Here is an 18,600-nt window from a genome sequence, read left to right on the forward strand (position 1 = left end):
CGCTTCGATGAAGCGAATTGCACCTTGAAAACTGGATACCGAAACGAAATTGCGTTTTAGAATATTCCTTTAAGCTGATCTTGTGTAAACAAGTGAAATAAAGGTAGCTGCCTTGAATTTCATTCACACGTAAGTGTTGAACCGAAATTCAAAGCAAATCGTATTTACGATGTAAATACTAGGTTAAGCTACAAAGAGCACACGGAGGATGCCTAGGCGCCAGGAGCCGACGAAGGACGTGGCGAACAACGATAAAGCCTCGGGGAGCTGTAAGCAAGCTTTGATCCGGGGATGTCCGAATGGGGAAACCCGGCTGTCTTCATCGACAGTCACTTTCTGCTGAATACATAGGCAGAATAGAGGCAGACCAGGGGAACTGAAACATCTAAGTACCCTGAGGAAGAGAAAACAATAGTGATTCCGTCAGTAGCGGCGAGCGAACGCGGATTAGCCCAAACCAAGGAGCTTGCTCCTTGGGGTTGTGGGACGTCTCATATGGAGTTACAAAGGAACCGGTTAGATGAAGAGGTCTGGAAAGGCCCGCCAGAGAAGGTAAAAGCCCTGTAGTTCAAAACTTGTTCTCTCCGAGACGGATCCCGAGTAGTGCGGGGCACGTGAAACCCCGTATGAATCCGGCAGGACCATCTGCCAAGGCTAAATACTCCCTGGCGACCGATAGTGAAGCAGTACCGTGAGGGAAAGGTGAAAAGCACCCCGGAAGGGGAGTGAAATAGATCCTGAAACCGTGTGCTTACAAGAAGTCAGAGCCCGATCTAGGGGTGATGGCGTGCCTTTTGTAGAATGAACCGGCGAGTTACGTTCCCGTGCAAGGTTAAGGTGAAGAGCTGAAGCCGCAGCGAAAGCGAGTCTGAATAGGGCGAATGAGTACGTGGACGTAGACCCGAAACCGGGTGATCTACCCCTGTCCAGGGTGAAGGTGCGGTAACACGCACTGGAGGCCCGAACCCACGCATGTTGAAAAATGCGGGGATGAGGTGGGGGTAGCGGAGAAATTCCAATCGAACCCGGAGATAGCTGGTTCTCCCCGAAATAGCTTTAGGGCTAGCCTCGGAAAGAAGAATCGTGGAGGTAGAGCACTGATTGGGTGCGGGGCCCGCAAGGGTTACCAAGCTCAGTCAAACTCCGAATGCCATAGATTTAGTTCCGGGAGTCAGACAGTGAGTGCTAAGATCCATTGTCGAAAGGGAAACAGCCCAGACCATCAGCTAAGGTCCCCAAGTGTGTGTTAAGTGGGAAAGGATGTGGAGTTGCACAGACAACCAGGATGTTGGCTTAGAAGCAGCCACCATTGAAAGAGTGCGTAATAGCTCACTGGTCGAGTGACTCTGCGCCGAAAATGTAACGGGGCTAAACACACCACCGAAGCTATGGCTTGATGCTTGCATCAGGGGTAGGGGAGCGTTGAATGCGGGTTGAAGGTGTACCGTAAGGAGCGCTGGACTGCATTCAAGTGAGAATGCCGGTATGAGTAACGAAAAGATCTGTGAGAATCAGATCCGCCGAAAGCCTAAGGGTTCCTGAGGAAGGTTCGTCCGCTCAGGGTAAGTCGGGACCTAAGGCGAGGCCGATAGGCGTAGTCGAAGGACAACAGGTCGAAATTCCTGTACCACCGTAATCCGTTATGAGCGATGGGGTGACGCAGTAGGGTAGTGACGCGGACTGATGGATGTCCGTCTAAGCAGTGAGGCTGGTGTGTAGGCAAATCCGCACATCGTTAAGGCTGGGCTGTGATGGGGAGCGAAAATTGTAGTAGCGAAGGTCATGATCTCAGACTGCCAAGAAAAGCCTCTAGCCAGGAGAAGGTGCCCGTACCGCAAACCGACACAGGTAGGCGAGAAGAGAATTCTAAGGCGCGCGGAAGAACTCTCGTTAAGGAACTCGGCAAAATGACCCCGTAACTTCGGGAGAAGGGGTGCCTCGGTAGGGTGAATAGCCCGAGGGGGCCGCAGTGAAAAGGCCCAAGCGACTGTTTAGCAAAAACACAGGTCTGTGCGAAGCCGCAAGGCGAAGTATACGGGCTGACGCCTGCCCGGTGCTGGAAGGTTAAGGGGAGTGGTAAGCCTTCGGGCGAAGCTATGAACCGAAGCCCCAGTAAACGGCGGCCGTAACTATAACGGTCCTAAGGTAGCGAAATTCCTTGTCAGGTAAATTCTGACCCGCACGAATGGCGTAACGACTTGGGCGCTGTCTCAACGAGAGATCCGGTGAAATTTTAATACCTGTGAAGATGCAGGTTACCCGCGACAAGACGGAAAGACCCCATGGAGCTTTACTGCAGCTTGATATTGAATTTGGGTACGATCTGTACAGGATAGGTGGGAGCCGTAGAACTTTGAGCGCCAGCTTGAAGGGAGGCATCCTTGGGATACCACCCTGATCGTATCTAGGTTCTAACTTGGTACCGTGAACCGGTGCGAGGACAGTGTCAGGTGGGCAGTTTGACTGGGGCGGTCGCCTCCTAAAGAGTAACGGAGGCGCCCCAAGGTTCCCTCAGAATGGTTGGAAATCATTCGAAGAGTGCAAAGGCAGAAGGGAGCTTGACTGCGAGACCTACAAGTCGAGCAGGGACGAAAGTCGGGCTTAGTGATCCGGTGGTACCGCATGGAAGGGCCATCGCTCAACGGATAAAAGCTACCCTGGGGATAACAGGCTTATCTCCCCCAAGAGTCCACATCGACGGGGAGGTTTGGCACCTCGATGTCGGCTCATCGCATCCTGGGGCTGAAGTAGGTCCCAAGGGTTGGGCTGTTCGCCCATTAAAGCGGTACGCGAGCTGGGTTCAGAACGTCGTGAGACAGTTCGGTCCCTATCTGTCGTGGGCGTAGGAAATTTGAGAGGAGCTGTCCTTAGTACGAGAGGACCGGGATGGACGTACCGCTGGTGTACCAGTTGTTCCGCCAGGAGCACCGCTGGGTAGCTATGTACGGAAGGGATAAGCGCTGAAAGCATCTAAGCGTGAAGCCCCCCTCAAGATGAGATTTCCCAATTAGTAAGACCCCTTGAAGACGACGAGGTAGATAGGTTGGGGGTGGAAGTGCAGTAATGCATGGAGCTGACCAATACTAATCGGTCGAGGGCTTATCCTAAGATAAAACGCAAAAGAGTTTCGGATCCAGTTTTCAGGGTGTAACCTTGAACGTATGTAGAAATACATACGAAATACGCATTGAAATTCATTCACACAGCTGTGATGAACCGAGTTTCAATACGGTAGAATTTGCGTAGCAAATTCATGTTTGGTGGCGATAGCGGAGGGGTTCCACACGTACCCATCCCGAACACGACCGTTAAGCCCTCCAGCGCCGATGGTACTTGGACCGCAGGGTCCTGGGAGAGTAGGACGTCGCCAAGCGATATCCTTTAGAGGATGATAAATTTTTACATGTTAGGGCCTTTAGCTCAGCTGGTTAGAGCGCACCCCTGATAAGGGTGAGGTCGGTGGTTCGAGTCCACTAAGGCCCACCACTTCTAGAATAACAAAAAGATTGGGGCCATAGCTCAGCTGGGAGAGCGCCTGCCTTGCACGCAGGAGGTCAGCGGTTCGATCCCGCTTGGCTCCACCAATATTCCCTGATAGCTCAGTTGGTAGAGCACTCGACTGTTAATCGAGTTGTCACAGGTTCGAGTCCTGTTCGGGGAGCCATATTTTGAATATTTCTGACTTTTATATATTAAGGTGGCGGCGTAGCTCAGCTGGCTAGAGCGTACGGTTCATACCCGTGAGGTCGGGGGTTCGATCCCCTCTGCCGCTACTCGGAGAGATACCCAAGTGGCTATAAGGGGACCCTCTGCTAAGGGGTTAGACTGCGAAAGTGGTGCGAGGGTTCGAATCCCTCTCTCTCCGCCATAAATTTATTGAGACCAGAACTTATTTTGCAAGGCCCGTTGGTCAAGGGGTTAAGACACCTCCCTTTCACGGAGGTAACAGGGGTTCGAATCCCCTACGGGTCATAATATGGAGGCTTAGCTCAGCTGGGAGAGCATCTGCCTTACAAGCAGAGGGTCGGGGGTTCGATCCCCTCAGCCTCCACCATAAGAAAATTTGAGAAATGCTTTTTAATGTCGCGGGGTGGAGCAGTTCGGTAGCTCGTCGGGCTCATAACCCGAAGGTCGTAGGTTCAAATCCTGCCCCCGCAATTAATTTCCTATTGGAAATGCCTCTGGAACTGTGGTGTAGAGGCCTAACATGCCTGCCTGTCACGCAGGAGATCGCGGGTTCGAATCCCGTCAGTTCCGCCATTTTAGCTTCATATATAATTGGCATATATAGTGCGGATTATATGATGTAGTAATAAAATTTAATATGGCTCGGTAGCTCAGTCGGTAGAGCAGAGGACTGAAAATCCTCGTGTCGGCGGTTCGATTCCGTCCCGAGCCACCTTTCAAGTGGGAAATGAGTAATGTGCCGGTGTAGCTCAACTGGTAGAGCAACTGACTTGTAATCAGTAGGTTGGGGGTTCAAGTCCTCTCGCCGGCACCATTTTGGAGGATTAGCGAAGTGGCCAAACGCATCAGACTGTAAATCTGCTCCCTTACGGGTTCGGTGGTTCGAATCCATCATCCTCCACCAGTCTTTTCATAATCATATGGCGGTCGTGGCGAAGTGGTTAACGCACCGGACTGTGACTCCGGCATTCGTGGGTTCAAGCCCCATCGGCCGCCCTTTATTCTTAATTTATTGGGGATTAGCCAAGCGGTAAGGCAACGGACTTTGACTCCGTCATGCATAGGTTCAAATCCTATATCCCCAGCCATTAAGAGCCATTAGCTCAGTTGGTAGAGCACCTGACTTTTAATCAGGGTGTCGAAGGTTCGAGTCCTTCATGGCTCACCATTTATAATTATTTTGCGGTCGTGGCGGAATTGGCAGACGCGCACGGTTCAGGTCCGTGTGGGCTAACCCCCCGTGGAGGTTCGAGTCCTCTCGACCGCACCATATTTTGCGGACGTGGCTCAGCGGTAGAGCATCGCCTTGCCAAGGCGAGGGTCGCGGGTTCGATTCCCGTCGTCCGCTCCATTATCCATACGGCGCCATAGCCAAGTGGTAAGGCAAAGCTCTGCAAAAGCTTCATCCCCAGTTCAAATCTGGGTGGCGCCTTGACTACTCATTATGGAATTTAATATGCGCCCTTAGCTCAGCTGGATAGAGCGTTTGACTACGAATCAAAAGGTCGGGAGTTCGAATCTCTCAGGGCGCGCCATTTCTTAAAAAAATGTATAATGTCGGGATGTAGCTCAGCTTGGTAGAGCACCTGGTTTGGGACCAGGGGGTCGCATGTTCAAATCGTGTCATCCCGATACTGTTTTGCGGGTGTAGTTCAATGGTAGAACTCCAGCCTTCCAAGCTGGTAGCGTGGGTTCGATTCCCATCACCCGCTTTTTGCTATAGCGGATTCTTGTTGCCTCAGTGGTGACACCTTATAAATAAAGAGAGCCTGTCTGGGGACAGAGCTCTCTCTTTTTTTGTATTTATCCTCATGTAATCCACAATGTGTTGATTATCCATAATCTTCGGTATCGGTGTATATCGTTCTGATCATGCAACTGGTATACACCGATAACCGATCTAGTGGACAGTTTTTACACGGGAATGGTCAGCTGGATGGAGGTTCCCTCGTCTGGAGCAGAGGTTATGCTCATAAATCCCCCTACCCCTCTAGCTCGTTCTTCCATACTGAACAATCCAACTCCCTCTCCTTGGGACTTTCCAGAGAATCCAATGCCTTTATCCCGAATGGTCACTTGTATCATTTCATTTTGATCCTCAACGTCGACATATGCCTCTGCTACATCTGCGTATTTGGCTACATTCGTTAATGCCTCTTGTACAATCCGATAAATTGCAATTTCCTTGCGAATATCAACCCGTTTACGTAGATTGCATTGAAAATGCACCTCAATCCCGTAATGAGAACAGAAGTTTTCAATATAGGTTCTTATGGCTGGGACGACACCCAGATCATCCAGAACTGAGGGACGAAGTTCCCACGCTAGACCACGAACATCTTTGATGATGTCGGTCACCTGCGAACGAAGATTCTCCAGAGTTGCACTAGGTTGTTCGGCAAGTTGGCTATCCAATTGGATAATAAGTGAAAACAAGCTTTGCCCTATCCCATCATGCAGCTCTCTTGAAAAGCGTTTACGTTCTTCTTCCTGTATTTGCATGACTTGTGTCATCATAGACTGAAGTTCAGCTTCTACTCTCTTCAGTTTAGTGACCTCATTGCGGATCGCTAAGTACTGATAGGGTTTACCTTCCTCGTCCATAAACGGAACGATCGTAGTATTCACCCAGTAGTAGCTGTTATCTTTAGCACGATTACGTATTTCTCCTTGCCATACCTCACCTGAACGGATCGTAGTCCACAGGTTTTTCATGAAGGCGGGGGTATGATAGCCTGAATTAATGAGACGATGATCCTGACCGATCAGCTCTTCACGGCTGTATTGCGAAATCTCACAGAACTTGTCGTTTACGTACTGAATAATACCTCGATGATCGGTCAAAGCAACGATGGAAGACGTATCTAGAGCAAATTTCAGATTGGATAATTGGTGGAGTGAGTTACGCAGCGCATGAAGAAAAGGGGATTCTGGTATATAAATTTCCAGATCATTCAGCAGTTTATCGGTTGATTCACCAAAGGCATGCTGCAGTAAAGGGTTAGAAGGTTCATTCATAATGGAGCAGCCCCTTTTTTAGTGCAAATTTGACTAGCTCAGGTCGTGTTTTCAAGTTAAGCTTCTCCATAAGATTGCTTTTATGGGACTCTACGGTTTTGACACTAATCACCAGATGCTCGGCAATTTCCTTGTTGGCATAACCTTTGGCTACCCAGGATAGAATCTCTTTCTCCCGCTCAGACAAGGATTCATAGGGTCCGGCTATGCCTTCCTGTTTGATTTTGTCCAGATATTCACTCATCAGTCGTTTGGTTGCATTCGGGTACAAATAGGCACTACCTTCGGCCACAGACTGGATGGCAGCGAGTAACTCCTCGTGAGGTGCGCTTTTTAAAATATATCCGGATGCTCCAGCTTGAATGGCTCGGAACAGATATTCTTCATCGTCATGCATCGTTAAAATAAGGACTTCTGTATCGGGCAGCTGTTTTTTTAATTCAGTGGTTGCTGTGAGACCATCTTTTCCAGGTGGCATGCTAAAATCCATGAGCACAACATGAGGTTGTAGCTCCACTGCCTTGCGGATTGCCTCATCCCCGTCTGCTGCATCTCCTACTACCTTAATACCGTTTTTGCCGTCCAATAGGGCCATGAGGCCAGAACGTACGACAACGTGATCATCCACTACTAGTATACGAATCAATTTGTCATCCCCTCGAACGGTAAAAAACCGTACGTTTTGTCATAATCATAGCAAATTTTAGGGATTTCAATCAACAAAGATAGTTAGGGACAGCTATATCAAGTATCTGATGAGGATCATTATCTATAGAAACATTGTTGAGCTATGGAGTGAGAGGGTAAGCACATAGTTGGCTAAGGCGTTGAGCTACTTGAGTAGCCTCGGCTATATCAGACTCTGTGAACATCCTCACATCACGATTACCAAGAAGCAGCACACCGTTGGGCAGATCTCCTGTGCTGGAAAAGGGAATGGCAACAGCAGAGTGAAGCTGCTCGGCCAGCATTAGTGCACATTCCTGACGCAGACGTATACTACCTGATAGCAAAGCACTTACAGTTACGGTACGCCCCAAGCGAACAGCCATACCGGCAATACCATGGCCAATCTTAAAAGAAATAAGGCGATAGCGATTGCTTCGGCTACCAGAGGCGTAATACCAATGCAACTTACCACCTGACTTGGACATAAATGCAAGGGCAGTGAGATCACCATAAATAGTATCTCTCAACTGGTTCAGTTCTTTTCGCATTTCATCCGTTATTTGTAGCATAGAAGACACATCCTTTTTCATAACCAAACTATATCTCTAGTTCATTGTAGTTTCGACAGTTGCAAAAGTAGATCGGGGAACCCCCTGATCTATAGGCGCAGGAAACACTGACTTTTCATCTGGTCGGATAAGGAGTAGGGAAATGGTCGATAAATGGGGCGTTAGCTTACTTCAGAAGTGATATTTATCACAGCAAATCAGGGAGTAGGAAGGTATAAAATCAGGTGTTCTCCCGATAACAACCCAGGCGTTAAAACATTATGATATAGATATCAGGTAAACACGAGGAGGACGCTAACATGCAAGCCACTTGTATGGAACGGTTTGGGGACGAAGCGGAACGCACGGGAATTCAGATTTATTTGACAGATGAGCATTTTGATCTGCTAAAAGATATTATGTCCTGGAAGAAGGTAAAGGCAGGCGTTATGCTTTTCCGAGAGGGCGATGATGCAGAGCAGCTTTATTATATACATTCAGGTCATGTCAAACTTCGTAAATCGACAGAAGATGGTAAAGAACTGATTCTGACCATTCAGCATCAAGGCGACTTAATTGGGGAATTTAGCGGAATAGATGGAGAAGAGTATAGTTGCACTGCGGAAACAGCCGATGTGTGTGAGTTAGGCGTCGTGCTTGTTAAGGATCTGGAGTCGCTCTTGTCCAAAAATGGGGAAATGGCGCTTCAGTTCATCCAGTGGATGGCGATGAAGCAACGCATTATGCAATCGCGTTTTCGGGACTTACTGTTGTATGGTAAAACTGGAGCGTTAGCGTCTACATTGATCCGTGCTAGCAATACATGTGGCGTGGCTGTGAAGGATGGCATTTTATTAAATATGAAGCTAAGTCACTCCGAATTAGGTGAGATGATTGGAGCGACGCGCGAGAGCGTGAACCGGATGCTGAGCGCGCTGAAAGAGCAGGGAACCCTAGATACAAGGGATGGAAAGATTGTCATTCACGATCTCAAGGTATTACGTGGCATGTGCTGCTGTCCTTCGTACGGCCAATGTGCCCATGAAATTTGTCGCCTCTAATATATGAATACCATTAGGCGGGGTCCAAGAGACTTCGCCTTGCCGCAGGTCTTATAGCAATCTAGCGCATGGGGTACGAACAACATAGATTACCAAATAACTAATTAACGTCGTATAGCGGCTAATTAGCAATAAGGTATATATATTAAATGGAACTGAATGCATGACATTTTATGAACCAACCGTTTTGAAGTAACAGTGGAGCTAATTCTAATAATGGTTGAATAAAAGGAGGAAGGGAGCCCATGTTTTTTTTAAAAAAAAGGGTATTTTTACAAGTTGCTTTCTCTGGCTGAAAATGATATATTATTTGAGCTGACAACAAAACAGCAGTTTCAAAAGCGAAAAGCTTGGGTGAAATGATCTTTTTTAAAAAAATAGCCCTTGCATTTTTGAAACGAACATGATATGATCTTATAGCTGCTGAAAAACGCAGCGAAAGAGAAATGTTTGATCTTTGAAAACTGAACAACGAGTGAGTAAAACGATTTTGTTCGCAAAATCAAACAAGAGATATTTTTTATCTCGTCAGTTTCAACATGAGCTTATCGCTCTTTCTATAAACCAGCTTCGGTTGGTCTTTAATGGAGAGTTTGATCCTGGCTCAGGACGAACGCTGGCGGCGTGCCTAATACATGCAAGTCGAGCGGGGTTATGTAGAAGCTTGCTTCTACATAACCTAGCGGCGGACGGGTGAGTAACACGTAGGCAACCTGCCCACAAGACAGGGATAACTACCGGAAACGGTAGCTAATACCCGATACATCCTTTTCCTGCATGGGCGAAGGAGGAAAGACGGAGCAATCTGTCACTTGTGGATGGGCCTGCGGCGCATTAGCTAGTTGGTGGGGTAATGGCCTACCAAGGCGACGATGCGTAGCCGACCTGAGAGGGTGATCGGCCACACTGGGACTGAGACACGGCCCAGACTCCTACGGGAGGCAGCAGTAGGGAATCTTCCGCAATGGGCGAAAGCCTGACGGAGCAACGCCGCGTGAGTGATGAAGGTTTTCGGATCGTAAAGCTCTGTTGCCAGGGAAGAACGTCTTGTAGAGTAACTGCTACAAGAGTGACGGTACCTGAGAAGAAAGCCCCGGCTAACTACGTGCCAGCAGCCGCGGTAATACGTAGGGGGCAAGCGTTGTCCGGAATTATTGGGCGTAAAGCGCGCGCAGGCGGCTCTTTAAGTCTGGTGTTTAATCCCGAGGCTCAACTTCGGGTCGCACTGGAAACTGGGGAGCTTGAGTGCAGAAGAGGAGAGTGGAATTCCACGTGTAGCGGTGAAATGCGTAGAGATGTGGAGGAACACCAGTGGCGAAGGCGACTCTCTGGGCTGTAACTGACGCTGAGGCGCGAAAGCGTGGGGAGCAAACAGGATTAGATACCCTGGTAGTCCACGCCGTAAACGATGAATGCTAGGTGTTAGGGGTTTCGATACCCTTGGTGCCGAAGTTAACACATTAAGCATTCCGCCTGGGGAGTACGGTCGCAAGACTGAAACTCAAAGGAATTGACGGGGACCCGCACAAGCAGTGGAGTATGTGGTTTAATTCGAAGCAACGCGAAGAACCTTACCAGGTCTTGACATCCCTCTGACCGCTGTAGAGATATGGCTTTCCTTCGGGACAGAGGAGACAGGTGGTGCATGGTTGTCGTCAGCTCGTGTCGTGAGATGTTGGGTTAAGTCCCGCAACGAGCGCAACCCTTATGCTTAGTTGCCAGCAGGTCAAGCTGGGCACTCTAAGCAGACTGCCGGTGACAAACCGGAGGAAGGTGGGGATGACGTCAAATCATCATGCCCCTTATGACCTGGGCTACACACGTACTACAATGGCCGGTACAACGGGAAGCGAAATCGCGAGGTGGAGCCAATCCTAGAAAAGCCGGTCTCAGTTCGGATTGTAGGCTGCAACTCGCCTACATGAAGTCGGAATTGCTAGTAATCGCGGATCAGCATGCCGCGGTGAATACGTTCCCGGGTCTTGTACACACCGCCCGTCACACCACGAGAGTTTACAACACCCGAAGTCGGTGGGGTAACCCGCAAGGGAGCCAGCCGCCGAAGGTGGGGTAGATGATTGGGGTGAAGTCGTAACAAGGTAGCCGTATCGGAAGGTGCGGCTGGATCACCTCCTTTCTATGGAGAATCGTTTCCTGTAATGGAAACATTCAAATATGAAGCATTAGCTTCAAAACTCAGGTTTAGGCCTGTTACTCACTCGTTGCTCAGTTTTGAGAGCTCAAACTCTCAAACTTCGACGAATACTTCATTCACACATCCGTGTGGAACCGAAATATTCATCGGGTTTCGCTTCGATGAAGCGAATTGCACCTTGAAAACTGGATACCGAAACGAAATTGCGTTTTAGAATATTCCTTTAAGATGATCTTGTGTAAACAAGTGAAATAAAGGTAGCAGGTAAGGAAAGATCTTTTGCTTTTGGCAAAAATCATTCTTTATCGAACATCGACATTTTCTTTCTGTGAAAGAAAAGTCTAGGTTAAGCTACAAAGAGCACACGGAGGATGCCTAGGCGCCAGGAGCCGACGAAGGACGTGGCGAACAACGATAAGGCCTCGGGGAGCTGTAAGCAAGCTTTGATCCGGGGATGTCCGAATGGGGAAACCCGGCTGTCTTCATCGACAGTCACTACTCACTGAATTCATAGGTGAGTGAGAGGCAGACCAGGGGAACTGAAACATCTAAGTACCCTGAGGAAGAGAAAACAATAGTGATTCCGTCAGTAGCGGCGAGCGAACGCGGATTAGCCCAAACCAAGGAGCTTGCTCCTTGGGGTTGTGGGACGTCTCACATGGAGTTACAAAGGAACCGGTTAGATGAAGAGGTCTGGAAAGGCCCGCCAGAGAAGGTAAAAGCCCTGTAGTTCAAAACTTGTTCTCTCCGAGACGGATCCCGAGTAGTGCGGGGCACGTGAAACCCCGTATGAATCCGGCAGGACCATCTGCCAAGGCTAAATACTCCCTGGCGACCGATAGTGAAGCAGTACCGTGAGGGAAAGGTGAAAAGCACCCCGGAAGGGGAGTGAAATAGATCCTGAAACCGTGTGCTTACAAGAAGTCAGAGCCCGATCTATGGGTGATGGCGTGCCTTTTGTAGAATGAACCGGCGAGTTACGTTCCCGTGCAAGGTTAAGGTGAAGAGCTGAAGCCGCAGCGAAAGCGAGTCTGAATAGGGCGAATGAGTACGTGGACGTAGACCCGAAACCGGGTGATCTACCCCTGTCCAGGGTGAAGGTGCGGTAACACGCACTGGAGGCCCGAACCCACGCATGTTGAAAAATGCGGGGATGAGGTGGGGGTAGCGGAGAAATTCCAATCGAACCCGGAGATAGCTGGTTCTCCCCGAAATAGCTTTAGGGCTAGCCTCGGAAAGAAGAATCGTGGAGGTAGAGCACTGATTGGGTGCGGGGCCCGCAAGGGTTACCAAGCTCAGTCAAACTCCGAATGCCATAGATTTAGTTCCGGGAGTCAGACAGTGAGTGCTAAGATCCATTGTCGAAAGGGAAACAGCCCAGACCATCAGCTAAGGTCCCCAAGTGTGTGTTAAGTGGGAAAGGATGTGGAGTTGCACAGACAACCAGGATGTTGGCTTAGAAGCAGCCACCATTGAAAGAGTGCGTAATAGCTCACTGGTCGAGTGACTCTGCGCCGAAAATGTAACGGGGCTAAACACACCACCGAAGCTATGGCTTGATGCTTGCATCAGGGGTAGGGGAGCGTTGAATGCGGGTTGAAGGTGTACCGTAAGGAGCGCTGGACTGCATTCAAGTGAGAATGCCGGTATGAGTAACGAAAAGATCTGTGAGAATCAGATCCGCCGAAAGCCTAAGGGTTCCTGAGGAAGGTTCGTCCGCTCAGGGTAAGTCGGGACCTAAGGCGAGGCCGATAGGCGTAGTCGAAGGACAACAGGTCGAAATTCCTGTACCACCGTAATCCGTTATGAGCGATGGGGTGACGCAGTAGGGTAGTGACGCGGACTGATGGATGTCCGTCTAAGCAGTGAGGCTGATGTGTAGGCAAATCCGCACATCGTTAAGGCTGGGCTGTGATGGGGAGCGAAAATTATAGTAGCGAAGGTCATGATCTCAGACTGCCAAGAAAAGCCTCTAGCCAGGAGAAGGTGCCCGTACCGCAAACCGACACAGGTAGGCGAGAAGAGAATTCTAAGGCGCGCGGAAGAACTCTCGTTAAGGAACTCGGCAAAATGACCCCGTAACTTCGGGAGAAGGGGTGCCTCGGTAGGGTGAATAGCCCGAGGGGGCCGCAGTGAAAAGGCCCAAGCGACTGTTTAGCAAAAACACAGGTCTGTGCGAAGCCGCAAGGCGAAGTATACGGGCTGACGCCTGCCCGGTGCTGGAAGGTTAAGGGGAGTGGTAAGCCTTCGGGCGAAGCTATGAACCGAAGCCCCAGTAAACGGCGGCCGTAACTATAACGGTCCTAAGGTAGCGAAATTCCTTGTCAGGTAAATTCTGACCCGCACGAATGGCGTAACGACTTGGGCGCTGTCTCAACGAGAGATCCGGTGAAATTTTAATACCTGTGAAGATGCAGGTTACCCGCGACAAGACGGAAAGACCCCATGGAGCTTTACTGCAGCTTGATATTGAATTTGGGTACGATCTGTACAGGATAGGTGGGAGCCGTCGAACTTTGAGCGCCAGCTTGAAGGGAGGCATCCTTGGGATACCACCCTGATCGTATCTAGGTTCTAACTTGGTACCGTAATCCGGTGCGAGGACAGTGTCAGGTGGGCAGTTTGACTGGGGCGGTCGCCTCCTAAAGAGTAACGGAGGCGCCCCAAGGTTCCCTCAGAATGGTTGGAAATCATTCGAAGAGTGCAAAGGCAGAAGGGAGCTTGACTGCGAGACCTACAAGTCGAGCAGGGACGAAAGTCGGGCTTAGTGATCCGGTGGTACCGCATGGAAGGGCCATCGCTCAACGGATAAAAGCTACCCTGGGGATAACAGGCTTATCTCCCCCAAGAGTCCACATCGACGGGGAGGTTTGGCACCTCGATGTCGGCTCATCGCATCCTGGGGCTGAAGTAGGTCCCAAGGGTTGGGCTGTTCGCCCATTAAAGCGGTACGCGAGCTGGGTTCAGAACGTCGTGAGACAGTTCGGTCCCTATCTGTCGTGGGCGTAGGAAATTTGAGAGGAGCTGTCCTTAGTACGAGAGGACCGGGATGGACGTACCGCTGGTGTACCAGTTGTTCCGCCAGGAGCACCGCTGGGTAGCTATGTACGGAAGGGATAAGCGCTGAAAGCATCTAAGCGTGAAGCCCCCCTCAAGATGAGATTTCCCAATTAGTAAGACCCCTTGAAGACGACGAGGTAGATAGGTTGGGGGTGGAAGTGCAGTAATGCATGGAGCTGACCAATACTAATCGGTCGAGGGCTTATCCTAAAGATAAAGCGCAATGAGTTTCGGATCCAGTTTTCAGGGTGTAACCTTGAAGGTATGTACAAGTGACATACGACAAGCGCATGGCTATTCATTCACACAATAAGTGATGAACCGAATAACCTTACGGAAGAATTTGCGTAGCAAATTCATGTTTGGTGGCGATAGCGGAGGGGTTCCACACGTACCCATCCCGAACACGACCGTTAAGTCCTCCAGCGCCGATGGTACTTGGACCGCAGGGTCCTGGGAGAGTAGGACGTCGCCAAGCACGATAAAAAGAGCACAGCCCGTTAAGGCTGTGCTCTTTTTCCTATAACCGATTTATTTATCATTCACCTGAAAGATCACCATTATGGATTCGGTCAAAAGTTTTATGGTATCTTGGTTGTCCTTTATATAGTGGTGCCTAGTCAGCATTTTTAACTGAGGACAGTATTAACTGGGGCAGTTAATCTATTTCAACCTGTTCTGTCTGAAGGACACTCAAGGCTTGAAGTTTACGGGTAATTTCTTTTTGCCACTTGGTATCTCCGACTTGTACGGCAAGATTGAGAAGGTCCAAATAATCATCAATATGCAGGGAGGTTTTACTAAAAGTTTCTTTCACTGTGGTCCTGCCTCCTTTAAAGTCTATGTGTATTTATCATTTAATAATGATAATCATTATCAAAAAACAATCTTATTCATATTATGCCTGTGTTCTAGATAAATTGCAAGTTATGATATGAATGAATTTTGAAGCACGCAAATGAGGGCTTGAAAAAACAAACCCTTCTCCTTAAGTTCACGCATTGTTCACGTCTTTTCTATGGAACATAATGAAAAGAACAAGCGGGCATTGAGTGTCCACCAATAAGGAGGGCAAATTGCGCAATGCTTCAACAAGAGGAGGAAAAGGACCATGAGCAGAACAAAAATGAAAGCGTTTGCTATTATGATGGCGAGCGCCTTGGCATTGACGCTGGCAGCTTGTAATAACGGACAAAGCGCAAGTCCGGGAAATTCAGGAGAACCGAGCAAAGGCACCGCAACGAAAGATGTTACGATTACCTTTCAGAACATCAATCCTGATCCGAGCACCCCTTCGTACAAAATGATTAAGCAAATTGTAGGTCAATACGAGCAGGATCATCCTCATGTCAAAATTGAATTGGATTCGCTAAATACAGATCAACAAAAGCTTAAGCTGAAAACACAGGCAGCGGCGAAGGAAGTGCCTGATATCACGATTGTAAACCCTGCTGCACAGATGAAGCCATTCGTAGATGCCGGGCTGCTAGCTCCATTAAACGATGTGGCTGATAAAGAGGGGTTAAAAGATACGTTCCAGAATGGACTTCTTAATTACTATAGCTTCGATGATAAGCTCTACGCTTTTCCGGACGGCAACAATTTAGAAGTGGTGTTTTACAATAAGGAACTGTTCAAGCAGGCGGGAATCCAGAAGTTGCCGACCACCTTTGACGAGCTGATTACGACGGTCAAAACGCTGAAGGCGAAGGGAATTACCCCGATTGCCATTGGGGAAAAGGATTCATGGACGGGGTCCCTCCTTTTTATGAACATTTTGTTACGTACGAATGAAGGACCAAATTTTCTCAATGATGTACTGGACGGTAAGAAGACGTTTAACGACCCGGCTTTTGTGGAAGCGGTGGATGCATTTCAGGAATTGGTGCAGGCAGGAGCTTTCCCGGATGGAGCTACGTCTATTGACTACAATGCAGGTGGTAATATTTTTAAAACAGGAAAAGCCGCGATGTATATCATGGGTACATGGGAAACGGGGTCAATTGATGCTTCTTCAGTAGCGGGTAAGGTAGGAGCGTTTCAATTCCCTACGGTGAATGGCAAGGGTGATGTGAATGAGTATGTAATTGCGCCGGGCAGCGCATTTGCGGTATCTGCGAACAGTGAACATTTACAGGAGACGAAGGATTTTCTGCATTATTTTGTTAAGGAGATGCCCAAAATTCAGTTTGATCTGAAAAATGCGATTGGCAGCGGTCAGAAAATGAAAGGTGATCTGAAGGAAGCGGGCTACTCCGAGTTAGCGATTAGTCTTAATGAGCTGTTCAAGAATGTAAAAGGGGGCGATCTCGCTTTTGATAATACGATGAATCCGGCTATTGCGCAGGCGCATCTGAGTAGCATTCAAAACCTGTTCGTACAAAAAGAAGACTCCGCACAAGTTGCCAAGGAACATCAAAACACTTTTGAAGCGAATAAATAAGTGAGGATTTTACAAAAATCCAGTAAGCGACTTCCGATGAACAGTATATAGATCGAAATGGCCCAGTTCATCTAGATATTGCACTTTGGAGTGACTGGAATGGAATTTTGCAAAATCCCGAAGTAGCAGGCACTAGGGAGGGGGCGGAATGCTTCTTCCCTGATTGGAAATCATGTAGGTTGTACATCCTCAGAAGATGTTCAGAATCAACATAAAGGAGATTAGAGCATGAATGTACTGAAGGTGCCAGCACGTACCATTGCCGTTTTCGTGCTACCCTGCCTGTTGTTGTATACCTGTATGGTATTTGTTCCAATTTTGGTGTCGGTATATTGCGGATTGCTGGATTGGAACGGAATCGCCGAGGCAAAGTTTGTGGGGGTGGCTAATTTTGAGCGGATTTTCACATCAGATTCAGTGTTCTGGCCGTCCGTGAAACGGACTATGATGTTCGCTGTGTTTTCCATGCTGGAAATTCCGTTCTGTCTGCTGCTGGCGATCTTGCTTAATCGCTATGTGCGTAAGGCCAATACGCTGGTAACGATGTATTTTCTGCCGGTTATTCTGTCGGTGGTCATTATCGGGCAGCTGTGGAAGACGATCTATAATCCAGCCTCGATGGGTGGAATGCTGAACGGTATTTTGCTGGCGATTGGGCTGGAAAGCTGGACACGCTCATGGCTGACGGAACCGCAGATCGCGATGTACGCCCTCTATTTTGTATCGTTATGGCAGTATTTTGGCTATCATTTGCTTATCCAGTTTACCGGGGTACAAAATATACCGAATGAGCTGTACGAAGCAGCCAAAATTGATGGAGCTGAAGGATTCAAAGCAGACCGCTATATTACGCTGCCGCTCATTGTACCAATTTTCAAGATATCAATTGTATTAGCATTTATCGGCTCCCTGCAATCGTTTGATTTGATTTGGGTGATGACGGGGGGAGGACCAGCCCATGCGACGGATACAGTATCTACGTATATGTACAATATGTCCTTTTTATCGATGAAATACGGATATGGCAGTGCATTGGCTTCAATTCTCGTAGTGATTTGCTTGTCATTTACAATTGTGATAAATTTTGTTTTCAAACGAATCGAAAATAAGGTAAGCTAAAGGAGATGGAACTGTTGAATGCCTTGAAAAAAACGGGAGTCTTTTCCTTATTGGCAATCTTAATGGTCACGCAGCTGTATCCACTCTTTTGGCTTCTGACCTATTCGTTGAAGACAAATGAAGAGATATTGAGCTCAAGCTTCTTTGCACTCCCTCAAGTGCCTCAGTGGCACAACTATCAGGAAGCCTATGAATCAGGGAGCTACTTGCGTTATTTAGGAAACAGTGTGCTGGTAACCGGGGTTACGATGCTTTTCGTCATTTTATTAAGCTCGATGACTGCTTATGCGATTACACGTTTTCGTTGGCGCTTCGGGGCTGTTGTGCTGACCATGTTTCTGATCGGGATGATGATCCCGATGCAAGCTACACTGCTGCCGCTGATGGTGATGTTTAAAAACGTCCATATTCTGAATACGTATTTCTCACTGATTTTACCCTACATTGCTTTTCAGACACCGATTGCGGTCTTCATCCTATCCGGCTTTATGCGGTCCATTCCCCACGAAATTGAAGAGTCCGCTTACATTGACGGAGCGAGCATTTATCGTATTTTCCGCAGTGTAATCTTACCCATCTCGATTCCGCCTACCATGACGGTATGTATTTTAACTTTCATTAATATCTGGAATGAATACATTATGGCTGCCACCTTTATCTCGTCCGAGAAGCTCAAAACTCTCCCTTTCGGCGTATATACGTTCGTCAGCCAGTATTCTGTGAACTACGGTAATATTGGTGCTTTTCTAGTCATGGGTGCCTTACCGGTCATTATTATTTATTTTGTTCTGTCCGAAAATATCACCAAGGGCATGGTTGCGGGAGCGGTTAAAGGATAGG

8 protein-coding genes, 21 tRNA genes and 5 rRNA genes are annotated in these 18,600 nt (G+C 48.4%); 30 read left to right on the forward strand and 4 right to left on the reverse strand.

The genetic code is table 11. The annotated features are described in order from the left end of the window. Positions 1–181 precede the first annotated feature (181 nt). From MKY75_RS01670 to MKY75_RS01780, 23 genes are all read left to right on the forward strand, one after another. Positions 182–3,107, forward strand: a 23S ribosomal RNA gene (locus MKY75_RS01670). Between the two features lie 149 nt (positions 3,108–3,256). Further along, positions 3,257–3,373, forward strand: a 5S ribosomal RNA gene (gene rrf, locus MKY75_RS01675). Between the two features lie 36 nt (positions 3,374–3,409). Next, a tRNA-Ile gene (locus MKY75_RS01680) sits at positions 3,410–3,486 on the forward strand. Positions 3,487–3,508: 22 nt separating this feature from the next. Then, a tRNA-Ala gene (locus MKY75_RS01685) sits at positions 3,509–3,584 on the forward strand. A gap of 4 nt (positions 3,585–3,588) precedes the next feature. Continuing rightward, a tRNA-Asn gene (locus MKY75_RS01690) sits at positions 3,589–3,664 on the forward strand. 35 nt (positions 3,665–3,699) lie between these two features. After that, positions 3,700–3,773: transfer RNA gene (locus tag MKY75_RS01695), tRNA-Met, on the forward strand. A 3-nt stretch (positions 3,774–3,776) separates the two neighbouring features. Further along, positions 3,777–3,868, forward strand: a tRNA-Ser gene (locus tag MKY75_RS01700). Between the two features lie 32 nt (positions 3,869–3,900). After that, positions 3,901–3,972, forward strand: a tRNA-Glu gene (locus tag MKY75_RS01705). 6 nt (positions 3,973–3,978) lie between these two features. After that, a tRNA-Val gene (locus MKY75_RS01710) sits at positions 3,979–4,054 on the forward strand. Positions 4,055–4,084: 30 nt separating this feature from the next. Then, positions 4,085–4,158 (forward strand) — tRNA-Met (locus tag MKY75_RS01715). A 25-nt stretch (positions 4,159–4,183) separates the two neighbouring features. After that, positions 4,184–4,260 (forward strand) — tRNA-Asp (locus tag MKY75_RS01720). 66 nt (positions 4,261–4,326) lie between these two features. Beyond that, positions 4,327–4,399 (forward strand) — tRNA-Phe (locus tag MKY75_RS01725). A 26-nt stretch (positions 4,400–4,425) separates the two neighbouring features. Next, positions 4,426–4,501 (forward strand) — tRNA-Thr (locus MKY75_RS01730). Between the two features lie 4 nt (positions 4,502–4,505). After that, positions 4,506–4,591: transfer RNA gene (locus tag MKY75_RS01735), tRNA-Tyr, on the forward strand. Between the two features lie 19 nt (positions 4,592–4,610). Beyond that, positions 4,611–4,683, forward strand: a tRNA-His gene (locus MKY75_RS01740). A gap of 17 nt (positions 4,684–4,700) precedes the next feature. Beyond that, positions 4,701–4,775 (forward strand) — tRNA-Gln (locus MKY75_RS01745). A 4-nt stretch (positions 4,776–4,779) separates the two neighbouring features. Further along, positions 4,780–4,855 (forward strand) — tRNA-Lys (locus MKY75_RS01750). 14 nt (positions 4,856–4,869) lie between these two features. After that, positions 4,870–4,957, forward strand: a tRNA-Leu gene (locus MKY75_RS01755). 6 nt (positions 4,958–4,963) lie between these two features. Further along, positions 4,964–5,038: transfer RNA gene (locus MKY75_RS01760), tRNA-Gly, on the forward strand. A 10-nt stretch (positions 5,039–5,048) separates the two neighbouring features. Beyond that, positions 5,049–5,119 (forward strand) — tRNA-Cys (locus MKY75_RS01765). Between the two features lie 26 nt (positions 5,120–5,145). Next, positions 5,146–5,222 (forward strand) — tRNA-Arg (locus MKY75_RS01770). A 23-nt stretch (positions 5,223–5,245) separates the two neighbouring features. Further along, positions 5,246–5,319, forward strand: a tRNA-Pro gene (locus MKY75_RS01775). A 9-nt stretch (positions 5,320–5,328) separates the two neighbouring features. Continuing rightward, positions 5,329–5,399: transfer RNA gene (locus tag MKY75_RS01780), tRNA-Gly, on the forward strand. Between the two features lie 202 nt (positions 5,400–5,601). On the opposite strand, the gene MKY75_RS01785 is transcribed toward MKY75_RS01780, so the two are convergent. The 3 genes from MKY75_RS01785 to MKY75_RS01795 form a co-directional block, all read right to left on the reverse strand. Continuing rightward, the gene (locus MKY75_RS01785) at positions 5,602–6,705 is read right to left on the reverse strand and encodes a PAS domain-containing sensor histidine kinase (protein WP_029516027.1); all 1,104 of its coding nucleotides are present in this window, start codon (positions 6,703–6,705) and stop codon (positions 5,602–5,604) included. Further along, positions 6,698–7,351, reverse strand: a complete 654-nt coding sequence (locus MKY75_RS01790; protein ID WP_029516026.1) for a response regulator — start codon at positions 7,349–7,351, stop codon at positions 6,698–6,700. The genes MKY75_RS01785 and MKY75_RS01790 overlap by 8 nt, the downstream gene beginning before the upstream one ends. A gap of 142 nt (positions 7,352–7,493) precedes the next feature. Then, on the reverse strand, positions 7,494–7,943 hold the full coding sequence (locus tag MKY75_RS01795; protein WP_029516025.1) for a GAF domain-containing protein: 450 nt from the start codon (positions 7,941–7,943) through the stop codon (positions 7,494–7,496). Positions 7,944–8,242: 299 nt separating this feature from the next. Here MKY75_RS01795 and MKY75_RS01800 point away from each other — a divergent pair, with 299 nt between their 5' ends. From MKY75_RS01800 to rrf (MKY75_RS01815), 4 genes are all read left to right on the forward strand, one after another. Then, the gene (locus MKY75_RS01800; RefSeq protein ID WP_029516024.1) at positions 8,243–8,983 is read left to right on the forward strand and encodes a Crp/Fnr family transcriptional regulator; all 741 of its coding nucleotides are present in this window, start codon (positions 8,243–8,245) and stop codon (positions 8,981–8,983) included. 581 nt (positions 8,984–9,564) lie between these two features. Beyond that, positions 9,565–11,120 (forward strand): 16S ribosomal RNA (locus MKY75_RS01805). A gap of 362 nt (positions 11,121–11,482) precedes the next feature. Further along, a 23S ribosomal RNA gene (locus MKY75_RS01810) occupies positions 11,483–14,408 on the forward strand. Positions 14,409–14,559: 151 nt separating this feature from the next. Beyond that, positions 14,560–14,676 (forward strand): 5S ribosomal RNA (gene rrf, locus MKY75_RS01815). Together the 16S, 23S and 5S rRNA genes form the textbook arrangement of a ribosomal RNA operon. A gap of 180 nt (positions 14,677–14,856) precedes the next feature. On the opposite strand, the gene MKY75_RS01820 is transcribed toward rrf (MKY75_RS01815), so the two are convergent. Further along, a complete protein-coding gene (locus MKY75_RS01820; RefSeq protein WP_165147892.1) occupies positions 14,857–15,015 on the reverse strand; it encodes a hypothetical protein in 159 nt (52 codons plus the stop codon). A 294-nt stretch (positions 15,016–15,309) separates the two neighbouring features. Here MKY75_RS01820 and MKY75_RS01825 point away from each other — a divergent pair, with 294 nt between their 5' ends. The 3 genes from MKY75_RS01825 to MKY75_RS01835 all read left to right on the forward strand — a co-directional run bounded on the left by MKY75_RS01825 (position 15,310) and on the right by MKY75_RS01835 (position 18,599). Beyond that, positions 15,310–16,641: an extracellular solute-binding protein gene (locus MKY75_RS01825; RefSeq protein ID WP_340884118.1), complete on the forward strand. Its 1,332-nt coding sequence runs from the start codon at positions 15,310–15,312 to the stop codon at positions 16,639–16,641. Positions 16,642–16,869: 228 nt separating this feature from the next. Beyond that, on the forward strand, positions 16,870–17,760 hold the full coding sequence (locus MKY75_RS01830; RefSeq protein ID WP_340884120.1) for a carbohydrate ABC transporter permease: 891 nt from the start codon (positions 16,870–16,872) through the stop codon (positions 17,758–17,760). A gap of 5 nt (positions 17,761–17,765) precedes the next feature. Beyond that, a complete protein-coding gene (locus MKY75_RS01835) occupies positions 17,766–18,599 on the forward strand; it encodes a carbohydrate ABC transporter permease (RefSeq protein ID WP_413466309.1) in 834 nt (277 codons plus the stop codon). Position 18,600 lies beyond the last annotated feature (1 nt).

The organism is Paenibacillus sp. FSL L8-0663 (assembly GCF_038008125.1).
GTDB lineage: Bacteria > Bacillota > Bacilli > Paenibacillales > Paenibacillaceae > Paenibacillus > Paenibacillus polymyxa_D.